At 36.6% G+C, this 15,196-nt stretch carries 11 protein-coding genes; 4 read left to right on the forward strand and 7 right to left on the reverse strand.

Annotation, left to right across the window (positions count from 1 at the left end):
• Positions 1-262: 262 nt before the first annotated feature.
• Positions 263-910, reverse strand: a complete 648-nt coding sequence (locus F9B76_RS00865) for a LysE family translocator (protein WP_159990380.1) — start codon at positions 908-910, stop codon at positions 263-265.
• 433 nt (positions 911-1,343) lie between these two features.
• Here F9B76_RS00865 and F9B76_RS00870 point away from each other — a divergent pair, with 433 nt between their 5' ends.
• Both F9B76_RS00870 and glnA read left to right on the forward strand, forming a co-directional pair.
• Positions 1,344-2,855 (forward strand): YifB family Mg chelatase-like AAA ATPase, encoded by a 1,512-nt coding sequence (locus tag F9B76_RS00870; RefSeq protein WP_159990381.1) that lies wholly within the window; start codon positions 1,344-1,346, stop codon positions 2,853-2,855.
• A 228-nt stretch (positions 2,856-3,083) separates the two neighbouring features.
• On the forward strand, positions 3,084-4,499 hold the full coding sequence (glnA, locus tag F9B76_RS00875) for a type I glutamate--ammonia ligase (protein WP_159990382.1): 1,416 nt from the start codon (positions 3,084-3,086) through the stop codon (positions 4,497-4,499).
• 244 nt (positions 4,500-4,743) lie between these two features.
• On the opposite strand, the gene F9B76_RS00880 is transcribed toward glnA, so the two are convergent.
• The 5 genes from F9B76_RS00880 to exbB form a co-directional block, all read right to left on the reverse strand.
• Positions 4,744-6,501 carry an ABC transporter ATP-binding protein/permease gene (locus tag F9B76_RS00880; protein WP_159990383.1) on the reverse strand — a complete coding sequence of 586 codons (1,758 nt, stop codon included), beginning with the start codon at positions 6,499-6,501 and terminating at the stop codon, positions 4,744-4,746.
• Positions 6,502-6,903: 402 nt separating this feature from the next.
• Complete coding sequence (locus F9B76_RS00885) at positions 6,904-9,099, reverse strand: TonB-dependent siderophore receptor (RefSeq protein ID WP_159990384.1); 2,196 nt, start codon at positions 9,097-9,099, stop codon at positions 6,904-6,906.
• Between the two features lie 88 nt (positions 9,100-9,187).
• Positions 9,188-9,976, reverse strand: coding sequence for an energy transducer TonB family protein (locus F9B76_RS00890; protein ID WP_159990385.1), 789 nt, complete (start codon positions 9,974-9,976; stop codon positions 9,188-9,190).
• Entirely contained in the window at positions 9,966-10,373 is a 408-nt protein-coding gene (gene exbD, locus F9B76_RS00895; protein ID WP_243140654.1) for a TonB system transport protein ExbD, read from the reverse strand. The genes F9B76_RS00890 and exbD overlap by 11 nt, the downstream gene beginning before the upstream one ends.
• A 2-nt stretch (positions 10,374-10,375) precedes the next feature.
• Positions 10,376-10,831, reverse strand: coding sequence for a TonB-system energizer ExbB (gene exbB, locus F9B76_RS00900; RefSeq protein WP_159990387.1), 456 nt, complete (start codon positions 10,829-10,831; stop codon positions 10,376-10,378).
• A gap of 369 nt (positions 10,832-11,200) precedes the next feature.
• Between exbB and F9B76_RS00905 the strand changes: the two genes are divergently transcribed.
• Both F9B76_RS00905 and recG read left to right on the forward strand, forming a co-directional pair.
• The gene (locus F9B76_RS00905; RefSeq protein WP_159992034.1) at positions 11,201-11,590 is read left to right on the forward strand and encodes a Rid family detoxifying hydrolase; all 390 of its coding nucleotides are present in this window, start codon (positions 11,201-11,203) and stop codon (positions 11,588-11,590) included.
• Positions 11,591-11,850: 260 nt separating this feature from the next.
• Positions 11,851-13,854, forward strand: a complete 2,004-nt coding sequence (gene recG / locus F9B76_RS00910) for an ATP-dependent DNA helicase RecG (RefSeq protein WP_243140655.1) — start codon at positions 11,851-11,853, stop codon at positions 13,852-13,854.
• A 208-nt stretch (positions 13,855-14,062) separates the two neighbouring features.
• Here recG and F9B76_RS00915 read toward each other — a convergent pair whose 3' ends face one another.
• Positions 14,063-15,133, reverse strand: coding sequence for an AI-2E family transporter (locus F9B76_RS00915; protein WP_159990389.1), 1,071 nt, complete (start codon positions 15,131-15,133; stop codon positions 14,063-14,065).
• Between the last annotated feature and the right edge of the window lie 63 nt (positions 15,134-15,196).

The raw sequence follows: 15,196 nt of genomic DNA on the forward strand, positions 1-15,196 counted from the left end.
CCTTTTGTTTGAATAAAAATAGTAGGGGAGTTATTTATCAGTAAGAGGGGAAAAAAGCGTTGAATATGAGGGTTAAAGCAATAGATCTAGAATAGAAATTTTATATATTAATTCTTTTTATTATTGTGAATACTTAGTATTATTCAGTATATTTATTTTAAATTAATATTATATTTACTTATTAAAATTCCCTATAGATAACCCCCTATAATCATAAATACAGGGGGTAGCAGATACTCTCCATAAGTTAAAAATTTAATAATTATGATTGGATACTCGGTAAGGGTTGTAGCCCTAATAAAATAGCAAAATAGACCAGTAAAACACCTGAAATAGCAATCGTTACTCGACTAAGATTTCCACTTCCTTTATTTAGCGTAAATTTATTGACAAAAAAGGTCATTACCGTAAACCATATTGCTATGGTGAGTACATGTATGCTAATCAGTATAGTACCGCTAAGATAATAATGAGGACTATTAAAATTAATAAACTGAGGAAAGGCAGCGATATAAAATGTAGAGACTTTAGGATTGAGTATCTGTGTAATAAAGCCAGCAGAGAAATTTTTAATAACAGATAGTTTTTTTACTTTAGCAATAGTGGGTGCTTTTTTAGAAAAAAACCAAGCCTGCCAAATAAATTTAGCCCCTAAATAAAACAGATAAAGTGCGCCTAATATCTTGATAGTATTAAATAGAATGGGAGATTTTAAGACAATCAGAGAAATCCCAAATAAGGATAAGAAGCCATGACAATAAGTTGCTATGACTAGCCCTAGGATTTTGAGTAAAGCATCATTTTTACCTGCACTACTAGCGGTGCTAAAGATAAGAAATGTATTAGGTCCGGGTGATATAACTAATACTAAACACAGTAAGATATAAGGGATAAGATTGTCTATTAGCATTTTATTTTCCGAATGATCTTTATAAATAAGATAGATTTTCCTAATAAACCCAGATGATATGTGTATCAATCGTTCCTTGGCAGACTTGAAAAACGTTGTTGTCTATCTATTTTTGCCCTTTAACAATAGTGGGTAGATGGCTTAACATACAATAAATTTCTGAATTATCTAGGATAGGAATCTAAATGATTTAAAACAGTGATTTATACTATTTTATAGAAAATAGTTAATAAATATTATATTTTATTGCATTTATTCATAATTTTAATTTTTATATAAAAATAAGTATAAAAACTAGGATAAAAACCTCTCAATAATGCTTTTATTCCTTTCTTTTTTGCCACATACTAAGGGAAATTTTTGGCTGATATTTTACTTTCTATACGCTACTCGTTATTAGAGAAAAGATTTTGCATTTATTAGTAGGGGGGATATGAGTTTATCGGTTGTAAGGAGTTGTGCTTTGATGGGTTTACAAGCCCCTGTCGTTGATGTGGAAGTACATATGGCATCAGGGCTTCCTGCTTTTAATATTGTTGGTTTACCTGATATGGGTGTCAAGGAGAGTAAGGAGAGGGTGCGTTCGGCGATTGATTTTTGTGGTTGGGATTTTCCTGCAGGGCGATTTACGGTTAATTTAGCCCCCACTGCTTTACCGAAAGAGTCAGGACGATTTGATTTACCTATTGCGTTGGGTGTGTTGTTGGTAACAGGACAATTAATTCTATCGCCTGAATATGAGGCACAATTTTCCCATCTTTATTTTGTGGGGGAGTTATCGCTAACAGGAGCATTAATTTCAGTGCAAGCCCCTTTGATTATTGCTTTATCAATTTATAGACAAGATCCACAAGCCATTTTAATCCTCCCTAAAGAAGATGCTAATGTAGCCGCTAGGATTGAGGGACTAACGGTTATTGGTGTAGAAACGTTAGATGAGGTAATGTGTTTGCTCAATGGTCAGATGCGTATTGAGGCAAGCCATTACCAAGAGGAGGAAACAGTTGCGGCTGAAGCAGGTTTGTGCTTATCGGATATAAGAGGGCAGGCTTATGCTTGTCAAGTACTTGAAATTGTAGCCAGTGGAGGGCATGGTTTATTACTCTCTGGCTCTCCGGGAGTCGGTAAAAGTATGCTTGCACACCGTCTGCCAACCTTATTACCTCCGTTAAATAAACAACAGCAGTTAGATGTGATTGCGATTTATAGTTTATCGCGTACAGCAAATATGCCTATACTTCAAACAGCCCCTTTTCGTGCGCCACATCATTCTGCCTCAATGGTATCGTTAGTGGGAGGCGGGGCAAATGCAAGTCCAGGTGAGATTAGTCTTGCACATCATGGGGTGCTTTTTTTAGATGAACTCCCTGAATTTGATCGCCGTGCTTTAGAGGCATTAAGAGAACCTTTAGAAACAGGAGAAATCCATATTTCTCGTGCGAGAAAAAGCCAGACTTATCCTGCTCGTTTTCAATTGATTGCCGCCTATAACCCTTGCCCTTGTGGTTATCTAGGACATCCCACAAAATTATGTAAATGTACCCCTGATAAGATTACACGCTACCAGAATAAATTATCAGGCCCATTGTTAGATCGTATTGATGTGCATCTTCATCTCCATGCCATCGGAAAAGAGTGGTTAAATGCAGAAAAAGCAGAGCGATCGGATATTGTTAGAGAGCGAGTAATAGCGTGTCGAGAAAGACAATATAAAAGGCAGGGGGTACTTAATGCCTATCTGACCGATGCTCAACTATCCGAATATTGTGGACTACATCAAGAAACCCAACAAATCTTATCAAAAGCTATGCATCAGTTTTCTTGGTCTGCACGTGTGAGTCAGCGAGTTCTTAAAGTTGCTCGAACGATTGCGGATATGCAATTACATGACACCATACAGGTGAGTGATTTATCTCAAGCGATTATGTGTCGTAGTGAACATTAGTGTTTGTGGATATTTGTATGATATTGGTGCATTATTCTGATAAAAATAGTGCAAAAAAAATTAAAAACCGCTAAACTATGCTTTTGTTATAAGCATTACTCAATTTATTCACAGGGAGTAGTAATGGCTTGTACCATTTAAAGCGAATGAAAAATTTTGCCTAATGTAATAGGTGTAATGAAATCGCTTTTAATGAAAATTGATGCATACATTTTAGGAGAAATCAAGATGGCAAAAAGTGTTAATGATGTATTACACTTAATGAGTGAACATGAAATTAAGTTTGTTGACTTTCGGTTTACCGATACGCTAGGTCAAGAGCATCATATCACAGTCCCAGCACATCAAGTTGATGAAGATAAATTTGAATCGGGCCAGCCATTTGATGGTTCTTCAATGATAGGTTGGAAAGGTATTGAAGCATCAGATATGCTATTAATTCCTGATCCTGACACGGTACGCATGGATCCTTTCCGTGAAGAGCCAACATTGATTTTAACGTGTGATGTGGTAGAACCTACTGATCTAAAAGGTTATGATCGAGATCCTCGTTCATTAGCACGTCGTGCAGAAGCTTATTTAAAAGCAACAGGTATTGGTGATACGGCTTATTTTGGCCCAGAACCAGAGTTCTTCGTTTTTGATGGTATCTCATGGGGCGATGATATGTATAATCGCTTTGTTAAGATCCATTCTGATGAAGCTGCTTATGCTAGTGCACTTGATAATGAGGGGCGTAATCATGGTCATCGTAACCGTGTGAAAGGGGGGTATGTTCCTGTATCACCTATTGATTCATTTAGTGATATGCGTGCAGAAATGTGTCTTGTCATGGAGCAACAAGGCGTACCTGTAGAAATCCATCATCACGAAGTAGGCAACGCAGGTCAATTAGAAATTGGTACACAATTCAGTACATTAGTAAAACGTGCTGACTGGAACCAAATTATGAAATACACCATTCACAATGTTGCTCATATGTATGGTAAAACAGCAACGTTTATGCCTAAACCAATAGTAGGTGATAATGGCTCTGGTATGCACGTTCACCAATCTATTTGGAAAGATGGTCAAAACTTATTTGCTGGTAATGGTTATGCAGGACTGTCTGAATTAGCCCTTTATTATATTGGGGGGATTATTAAACATGCACGTGCCTTAAATGCGATTACGAATCCGGGTACTAACTCATACAAGCGTTTAGTACCGCATTTTGAAGCACCGGTGAAGTTAGCCTATTCTGCAAGAAACCGTTCTGCTTCTATTCGTATTCCTTATTCAAGTAGTCCTAAAGGTCGCCGTATTGAGGCACGTTTCCCTGATCCATTGGCTAATCCGTATCTAGCATTCTCTGCTTTATTAATGGCAGGTTTAGATGGTATTCAAAACAAAATTCACCCAGGTGATCCAGCTGATAAGAATCTATATGACTTACCGCCAGAAGAGGATAAAAAAGTCCCAACAGTAGCGGTTTCTCTTGAGCAAGCATTAGAAGCCTTGGATGCGGATAGAGAGTTCCTCACTCGTGGAGGGGTGTTTAGTCATGATATGATTGATGCTTATCTTGCTGTAAAAGAACAAGAGGTGAATCGTTTACGTATGACAACACATCCTGTTGAGTTTGATCTATATTATTCACTGTAATTTATTTTAAGCATAAACTTTTTAGCTATATCTAAGTTTCTTGCAAAAAATAAATGTAACCCTTTAGCTAGTTACGAATACCCTTATATTGTTACAGCAATATAAGGGTAAATTTATATCTTAGTTTTTTAGGGATTGAGTGGAAAGTAGTTGTTTGTAGTATCACTATTTAAAATGAGATACTTTTATACTTGTAAATTTTATATGACAAATTAAAAGGGGCTATGATGAGTAGCCCCTTTATTTATTCAAGTGTCAAATATTTATTATGAAAGGGTTGTAATGTTCCACGGTGTCCTACACTGAGGATAATCATATGAGGAAGTCGTGTTTTAATTAATTGATAGAGTAAGGCTTCTGTCGGTTCATCTAAAGCAGAACTGGTTTCATCTAAAAAGACAACATCGGGTTTGCTCAAGAGAATACGAATAAAGGCGACTCGTTGTAATTCACCCGGTGAAAGAATAACTTGCCAATCATTTTCATTATCTAAGGCATGGATATATTTCTCTAAGCGACAGTCTTTCATTGTTTGTATAAGTTCAGAGTGGTGGGGATTGATATTAGGATAGCAAATAGCTTCCCGAAGTGAACCTTGTGGCATATAGGGACGTTGAGGTAAAAATAAAATGACAGCATTACAAGGGCATTCGGCTTTACCTATCGTTTCAAATGGATAAATACCTGCAATCGTTTTTAATAATGTTGTTTTTCCTTTACCTGAAGCACCTTGAATAAGTAAAGCATCACCATGTTTAAGATAAATATTAAGATGTTGGGCAAGAATATTCCCATACTGGTCTTTAAATCCAAAATCATGTAAGGCAACATAGTTAGCACATTCAATTGGTGTATGGATTTCTGTTGTTTTAAGCTCATGTAGTTTATGAATAAAACCAGCTAAACGATTCAAACGAGCTTGATATAAGGTAAAGTCTTCGTAGAAAAGACGAAAGAATGATAAGGCACGCATCAGGCGATTAAATGCTTGTACGGTCTGGTGCATATCGCCTAATTGAATCTGTCCCGCAAAGAAACGAGGGGCTTGTAAAATCAGGGGAAGAATCATCGCAATCTGTGTTACCCCAGTATTAAAGCCATCTAAACCAAGCATACGTTTAACAATTAACCAGCGGTTTTTAATGATTGTATTAAATCGGTCTGTAAGGTGGTTAAATTCACGAGTTTCTCCATGATAGAAAGCAATGCTCTCTGCATGATCTCGTACTCGAATAAGGGAATAACGGTAATCACCACTAAAATGTTCTTTCTCAAAATTAAGTCTAACCAGTGGTGAACCTATCCATACTGAAATCACTGTTGCAGTAATGATAAAGAGATAGATAAAATAAACCACACCTTTAGGAATATGTAAACCAAATATGGCTAATATGCCAGATAATCCCCAAAGAATAATAGTAAATTCAATAATAGAAACAAGGGAATTAATTACACCTCTTACCATTTCAACAGTTCCAGTGATAAATTCTCTTGCATCTTGTTCAATACGCTGATCAATATTATCGGGGAGTTCTTTTTCGTATTTGATACGGTAGTAATTTTTATGGGATAACCAGCGACTGAGCATTTCATGGTTTAGCTTTTCTAACCAACGAATTTCAAATACTTGGGTCATCAAATAATCTAAAAGATAATGGATAATTTTAAAAATAACGAGTAGTGCATTGATAGAAGCAAAGAACCAGAAGGCATTAGCATCACCATGTTGTAATGAACTATATAAACCATTATAAAAGTAGGTATTTAAGACACTGATGCGGACTTCTAATAGCACTAGTAGAAAAAGCACTAAAATAAGGCTAATCACTTTAAGACGATTGGACTGGTCTAAACAGGGTTTTGTGATTAGCCAGAATTTTTGTCCAAAAGTGGTTTTTCTAATGCAAAAGGCAAAAACAATAAAAATACCACTAACGGTAAGTAGGGCATATAAAAGCCATAAAGGTGTATGGTAAAGTGCTGTTTGCCAATCCGTTTTCATATTAACTATTCCTAAAATACAGCATGGAATGTTTTGATGGGTTATGTAATAATGTTTGTATTCAATGTGATAGTGGCTAAGATGATGTAATAGGGAAATAAGGTACAAATAAAATATGGATTTCTATATTTATTTCGTTAAATTAGGACTGAATAAAAATCACTGCAAATAGCGTTAAGTCGTAGTTCCTCACTGTGTACGCAAAACTCGCTTAGTTAATCGCTATTTCTCCGTTCTTTTTATGGTGAATAAATTTTACGTAAATAAAACCTCAAAATAATATTTCATTCCTATACTTATTGCCATAACATGCTATATTGATAATGAATACAACAATAAGGTAGTTACCATTTATAAAATACCTTTTTAAAAACGATAACTACCTTAACTTGGAAAGTAGTATTAGAACTCTACTTTCGCATTGAGGAAAAACTCTCTACCATAACCAATGGAAACAGGAATAATACGATTATCTGCGACACCAGAAGTAGATTGATAGTATGTTTTATCGGTTAGGTTTTTCACATTAAATTGAAAATCCACTTTTTTACCCGTAATTTTTGTTTCATAGGAAGCAAAGGCATCACCAATAACGGCACTTGGGATTTTATAGACATTGGTATAGGTACTATTATAGGCATTCCATGAGCCAAGGTATTTAATACCGCCCCCTATACGTAACTGGCCAGGGCCTACTGTACCAATATCATAGCTAAGGTATAATGCACCTTGATGTTTAGGAACACCATTGAGTTGTTTGCCAACGGTAGCAGGTTTGTAGCGATGGCTTAATGATTTTACATCGGTATAAGTATAGGTTAAGGCAGCACTTAGTTTATCGGTAATATAGCCATTAATATCTACTTCTATACCACGAGAGCGTTGCTTACCAGCAATAACAACTTCACTGTTACCATTGATTGATATCGTATCACTGACATTATGTTTATTAATATTAAAGAAAGCTAATGTTGCATTGATATTGGTACTTTCATATTTAGTACCTACTTCAAAGGATTTACCTTTTTCAGGGGGAAGTCCTGCATCCGTATAAGCGGCAATTTCTGCTTGTGGTCTAAAGGATTCTGCATAATTGGCATAGACAGCCCATTGAGGGGTAAATTTATAGACAGTTCCTAATTGGTAGAGAAACTTACCATCACTTTGATCTACGTTTGGTCTAAAGGCAGCACCAATAGCATGACGACCAGCAACTTGATCAAAGTATTCGTATCGAACCCCTCCTGTGACAATCAATTTATCAGTGAGGTAGGCAGTATCTTGGATATAAAGTCCTAAGGTTTTGATATGGTTAATTTGCCAGTTGTTGGCAGCGATTAGGTTAGCACCTCTTCTTAAAGGAGGATTGGTATAAATAGGGTTATCAATATTAAGTCTACTTGTACCGCCATTATTATAAACAGGCCCTGTATCACGATAATTACGACTAGCATCTGCCCCGATAATAAAGCGGTTGGCAATATTACCAATGGCAAATTCACCGACTAAGTTAAGAGATGCAGAGTGTACTGTTTGTTTGGCTGCTTGTTGTTCCATACGGCGAAGGGCAGTACGAGGAGGTAATGAAATTCTGTCTGAAAATAGCTTATTATCCGTATAGCTTGTATTAATATCTTGTACTCGTGTTTGATAATAGCTATATTCATCACGTACGTAACCATAAGCAGCATTGATTTTCCATTCATCATTGAGTTGATGCTCTATTTTGAGTTGGAAATTATCTACTTTACCAATGGTTTGATTGTTGGGTTCATCTAAACGGCGAGAAATAGGAATATTCGGTTTACGACCGCCATCACTCACAACCAAAGCTGTTCCTCGGTCAAAAGGTTGTTCATAGTCTAAATGTTCATAAGCCATTAAGATTTTGGTTTTATTATTTTCCCATGAGAGAGAAGGGGCATAAGTAGTGCTTTTAATACGACCAAAATTACGCCAATAATCTTTATCTTGTTTATCATAAATAAAACGATAGGCAAAACCATTTCCCAATGGACCTGTAAAGTCTAACTGTGTTCCCCAAGCACTATGATTGCCTGAACCAACACTAAGGGCATATTTAGGGGTGTTTAATGGCTTTTTGGTGACAACATTAATCACACCACCCGGGTCTTGGATACCGTATAGTACAGATGCTGGACCTTTGAGCACTTCTACGGTTTCAGTGGTTGCTCCAAAGTTATGAGAAGGGCCTGCTTGCATACCATTACGCATAATAGAATTATCACGGTTTCCACCAAACCCTCGTTTTTGAACGGCATCAAAAATTCCCCCGAGTGTATTTGCCTCACTAACACCACTGACTGTTGCTAATGCATCTACTAAATTATTAGGACGGCGATCTTGTATCAGTTGAGAGGTAACAACATTCACTGTGGTTGGGGTGTCAATAATAGGGACATCAACTTTAGATACGGCAGATGTACCAATGGCATGATAACCTAATTGTTTGAGTTCGCCCGATGTAACATCGATTTGATCTAACTCATCATTGTCGGTCAGTGTTTCTGCAAAAGCAGGCGAGGAAAAAGCAAGTAAAAGAGTAGAGGAGATGAGGGTTAATTTGAATTGTTGCATAACTTACATTTAAAGAAAATTATAAAAAATATGAAAAAATAATTTTATAAAATGCGAAAACCCCTAAAAAGGGGTTTTCGTTTGCCGATTAACGAATGGAAAACTTAATCGGTATGGTGAGAGAGGAGGCTACACCAGGCGGTTTAGGGCCAATTGATCTTGCCCGTTTCACGGCTTGTACAGCAGCATTATCTAAATCATCCGAACCAGATGATTTAACCAACCGTATATTACTAAGACTACCATCATTATTTAGGGTAAAACTGACAGTGGCTATACCTTGTTTACGCATCATTCTTGCCCGTTGAGGGTAGGTTTTGTTGCGTTCAATTTCACGGCGTAAAGCACTTTGATAGGCTTTTACTTCATCGCCACCTCTGCCTGGCCCTACAAGATTAGGGTTTGTCGTGGTCGCACCATCAATACCTGTCGCTACAGAGTTTACTTTTGCGTCTGAATTTACATTACGATCGCCAATAGGTAAATCTTTACGGATAGGTTTTTCCTTCGTATGCTTAGGTTTCTCTTTTGGTGGTTTAGGTTTAGGCTTATCCTTAGGAGGTTTTGGTTTCTCCTTAGGTTTTTCCGGTTCAGGTTTTTGAGGGGGAGGTTCAGGCTTAATCGTAGGATCAGCAACCTCTTCTTTAGGCTCTTCCTGAACAATAGGTTCTGGCTCGGGTTCTGGTTCAGGCTCAGGTTCTGCTACGACCATTCCTTGTAGCATTTCCATTGAAATACTGGTAGAAATAATCTCAGCAGTATGCCCATTTGCACTCTCATCTTCATGAAAAATAGCATAATATATTGCTGCAAAAAGCGAAGAGTGAAAGAGCAAGGAAACCAGAAAACCTAACCAAAAAGGTTGTTTATTTGTCATTGCTACTCGCCTTTTCTTTCATAGTGACAATGGCGACATTTTTAATGTCATTTTTTGCCATGATATCGGTCAAGGTAACAAAGTCTTGAAATGTAGCACTTGCATCTACTTTAAGCGTTACTTTTTGTGCTTTATCCCATGAGGCAATCTCTTTTTCTAAACTTTCAATATCAATCGGTTTATCATTAAAAAAGATTTCACCTTTATCCGTTACCGTTAAAAGTTTTGCTAAATCATCGGATTTAAAGGCAACGGTACTACTTGCTTTAGGTACATTAACTTGAATCTTACCCTGAGAAATAAAAGAGGCGGTGATTAGCACAATTGCTAGTAAGACCAGCATAATGTCGATGAAAGGAATGATATTAATTTCATCAAACTTCTTGGCGTTTTTCACCTTTATTCTCCTGTGTGATGCGTACCGTTTAATGCTTGCCATTTAAGGCGGTTTACTTCTACTTTACGGTTAAGACCGTTGTAGCAAACCATAGCAGGAATGGCAACAAGAATACCGACAGCAGTTGCTTTAAGGGCTAGTGATAGGTTTAGCATAATTGCAGATGCATCAATATCACCACCTGAATTACCTAATTCGTAGAAAGTTAATAAGATACCGATAACAGTACCTAATAAACCTACATAAGGGGCGTTAGAGCCAATAGTTGAAATAATAGTGAGGTTACGGTTTAAATCAATATCTAATTGATGGATGTTTTCATATTTAGCGACATTAACACGGCTTAAAAATATAAAACGTTCAATGACAAACCAAACGAGTAAAAAACTCATAAAAGCAAGTAATCCAAGAATGATATAGTCAATGTAGGCATGTAAAAAATCAAACAATTGTGACATTATATGAAACACCTTTAATGATAAATAATATAAATCTAATTGATAACTAATATCAATTAGATTGCCTATTGTAGCAAAAGTGAATGATTACGCAAGTAAAATCAGCTTTATATGACAAAAATATTATGTCGTTCTTTATTGTAATCAAATAAAAAAGTCAAAATAACAATTAGGAAAATTTATTACTAATTAGTACGTTAAGTAGATGAAATTTGTTAGAATGGAAAACGCTATAGATTACTTATCAAGATGAGTATTGCCTACGATAAAATATCTGTAGTGGTCGTATGATATGTTTTTATGATAGGTAATATAGGTGCTGTGGAAAATAACCATAAGCACTAATGAATTTATTTTTAAGGAGAAATGATGAGTCAAAAATCAGTTATTCATACCGATAAAGCCCCTGCAGCGATTGGACCTTATTCACAAGCCGTTGTTGCGCCTGTTGGTAAAACAGTTTTTTTATCAGGACAAATTGGATTAAATCCAGCAACAGGTGAATTGGTTTCTGATCAAATAGAAGCACAAGCACGTCAAGCATTTGCCAATATGACAGAGGTAATTAAAGCCGCGGGTGGTACATTGGATAATATTGTAAAACTAACGTTATTCGTTACCGATTTAAAAGATTTTGGTGTGGTGAATTCGGTAATGTCTTCTTTAATACCAGAGCCTTTTCCTGCACGTTCAACAGTTGAGGTAAGTGGTTTACCTAAAGGTGCTTTATTTGAGGTAGAAGCCATTATTGTTATTTAATGTCTTGTCGTTTAGCGAAGATAATCTTTAAGTATCTTATTGCTATTAATTGATAATCTGTCAGTAAGGTGGTTATGATAGCTATCTTACTGTACAGTTCCAAATATTAGTATGGTATAACGGTGTAGAGATGCCACAAATAGCATACTTAATTCACGGTTACCATTTATTATATTTAGAGAAAATCCCTTTTGTCAGTGAATTTTTAGTACATGACGACTCCCAAAAAAAACGCTTCTAACACTTCATCAAAGGAAAAAATGGCTACATTAGGCTTAATCAGTGATTTTGATTTCGCCTTACATTTGCCGCTACGTTATGAAGATGAAACAAGGCTTTATAAAGTAAATGAAGTCTATCCTGGGCAAGTCGTGCAATTAGAGGGCGTAGTTGAAAACATACACGTTAATTTCGGACACCGTAAGCAACTGACCGCTACTTTTAAGGATGATACAGGAAAAATAGCGCTTAGATGGATACATTATTATCCTAGTCAGAAAGCACAATTAGAAAAAGCAGGGCTTATTCGTATCCGAGGTGAAATTCGCGGTAGTAGTATGTGGGGCTATGAAATTATTCATCCCAAGGTGAGTAAAGCAGGGCAGAGCTTACCCCAAACACTAACACCTGTTTATCCTAGTACAGATGGTTTAACACAGATTATGTTGCGTAAGGCGATTACAGAAGCCTTAACGCGTGTTAAAGTACATGATAGCCTGCCAGAGAGTATTCAGCAAAAATATCATTTACCGTCATTAAGTGAATCTATTCATACCTTACACCATCCGCGGGTAGATATGGATACGCAAGCGTTAATGGATAAAACACACCCAGCTTGGGAGAGAGTGAAGTTTGATGAGTTATTGGCACAACAAATTGCCTTACATTTAGCCAGAGAAGCGAGGGTACAGTTACAAGCACCTCAGATGGTTTTACAAGATACACATTTATTTGATCAAGTATTAACAGCATTTGGTTTATCATTGACTAAAGCACAACAGCGTGTATTAACGGAAATTCAGGTAGATTTACAGCGTAGCTACCCCATGCATCGTCTTTTACAAGGGGATGTAGGAAGTGGTAAGACAATTGTGGCTGCTTTAACAGCTGCTTTGGTTATTCAGGCAGGTTATCAAGTGGCTATTATGGCACCAACAGAAATTTTAGCTGAACAGCATTTTATAAAAATGCAAAAATGGTTTGCGCAAACAGATATAGAAGTTGTTTGGCTATCAGGTAGTCTAAAGGTAAAAGAAAAACGAGAAACAATACAAAAAATTGTATCAGGTCAAGCACGGCTAGTTGTAGGGACACAAGCCTTAATTCAAAAGGGAGTGGTGTTTCAGCGTCTGGGGCTGATGATTGTCGATGAGCAACATCGTTTTGGGGTTATTCAGCGATTAAGTCTTAGTAAAAAGGGTGAAACGCAAACGCATGATAGTATTCCGCATCAATTAAGTATGAGTGCCACGCCTATTCCTCGAACATTAGCCATGAGTTATTTGGCAGATTTAGATGTTTCTGTAATTGATGAGCTACCACCGGGAAGACAAGCTATTATGACAAAATTAATGGTAGATGAGCGAAGAGATGATTTGTTAAAGCACCTACGGATTGAATGTCAGCAAGGAAAACAGGCTTATTGGGTGTGTCCTTTGGTTGAGGAGAGTGAGGCTTTACAATTACAAACAGCAGTAGATACATATCAGTATTTACAAACAGCTTTACCTGATTTACGGATTGGTCTTGTGCATGGGCGATTAAGTCCAGTGGAAAAAGCACAGGTAATGCAAGATTTTGTTCAGCATCATATTGATATTTTAGTCGCAACAACGGTTATTGAAGTGGGTGTTGATGTACCGAATGCAAGTATTATGATAATTGAACATGCAGAGCGGTTTGGTTTGGCTCAATTGCATCAATTAAGGGGGCGTGTTGGGCGAGGGCAGGCAGCATCTATTTGTATTTTGCTTTATCAGAATCCTTTATCGCAACAGGCTAAATTACGCTTAAAGGCATTGCATGAAACGAATGATGGTTTTGAGATTGCAAAAAGAGATTTAGAGCAACGAGGGCCCGGTGAGTTTTTAGGCTTACGGCAATCTGGTGAGCAGATGCTGCGTTTTGCTGATATTGAGGTAGATACTGATGTGCTAGAAAATGCAAGAGAAGCAGCAGCTATTATGTTGAAAGAGTATCCTCAAGCAGCAGAAGCACATATGAAGCGGTGGATTAAGGGGAGAGAGGATTATTTGCGATCATAATAGCAAGGGTTAATTTTGTTTTGCTAAAAATAGTATAAACACCCTACAAAATGCTTTGTGAGTCGCTCGAATAGTTCCTCACTTTGGTTTGTAAAACTTGTTTTATATGGTTTAAATATATTGTATCTTATGCGGATAAAAAGGGAATTCTTTAAATAACTAAAAAATTCCCTTATTTTTGTTAGATAATGACGTAATCAGCCAGTTATTATGTTGTTGTATCTGCTGTTACGGTAGAAGACCATGCATTAACAACGGATTTTACTAAAGTAGCGAGTGGAATAGCAAAAAATACACCCCAGAATCCCCATAACCCACCAAAAATAATAACGGCAATAATAATAGTAAGTGGGTGTAAATTAACGGCTTCTGAAAATAGGAATGGAACAAGTAGATTGCCGTCAAGTAATTGGCTAACAATATAAGCAATCATTAAATACCAGAAGGTAGAACCAATACCAAATTGAAAAATAGCTACTACTATAATAGGAATAGTGACAATAACAGCACCAATATAAGGAACAAGCACAGAAATGCCTACGGCAAGTGCTAATAGCAGTGCATAATTTAATCCAAAGAAAAGGAAAATGATATAACTCACAATAGCAACAATGATAATCTCAAAAATTTTTCCTTGAATATAGTTAGCGATTTGTTGTCGCATTTCCTGCCAGACTTGAGAGACTAATGTACGGTTACGAGGTAGGAAACGACTGATATAAGCAATCAGAACTTCTTTATCCTTTAATAAAAAGAATGTCATTAGAGGGACTAAAAAAGCATATACCCCTAAAGTAACAAGACTTAATAATGAGGTAAGGGATAATTTGAGTGCAGATTCTCCAAAAGCAAGGCTTTTCTCTTTGATGGTATTAAAAAGAGAATCAATAATTTGGGTATCAACAATTTCAGGGTATTGTTGTGGTAAATCCATTAACCAAACATTAAGCCGTTCAAACATATAAGGTAGGTTGTGGATAAGGCTAGTTGCTTGGTTCCATAAAATAGGTGTAAGAACAATAGATGTAAAAATGAGACACCCAAAGAAACAGCCAACAACAAATATGGTGGCGAGTGAGCGAGGAAACTTGAAATGCTTGGTGAGCATACGAATAGGCCACTCTAATAGATAAGCAAAAACGATGGCAATGAGCAATGGTGCTAGTAAATTACCAAAGAAATAGAGTAAGAAAAAACTAAATAGTAATAAACCAAGTAGTGCCACTGCTTGAGGATCACTAAAGTGGCGAATATACCAGTTTTTGAACATTGCAAACATAAAGCTTGTTGCTCCAACTTAGGGGTAAAACATAAAAGAGATATTGTACGCAAGAATAACGTT

This window comes from Pelistega ratti, assembly GCF_009833965.1.
Classification (GTDB): Bacteria; Pseudomonadota; Gammaproteobacteria; order Burkholderiales; family Burkholderiaceae_B; genus Taylorella; species Taylorella ratti.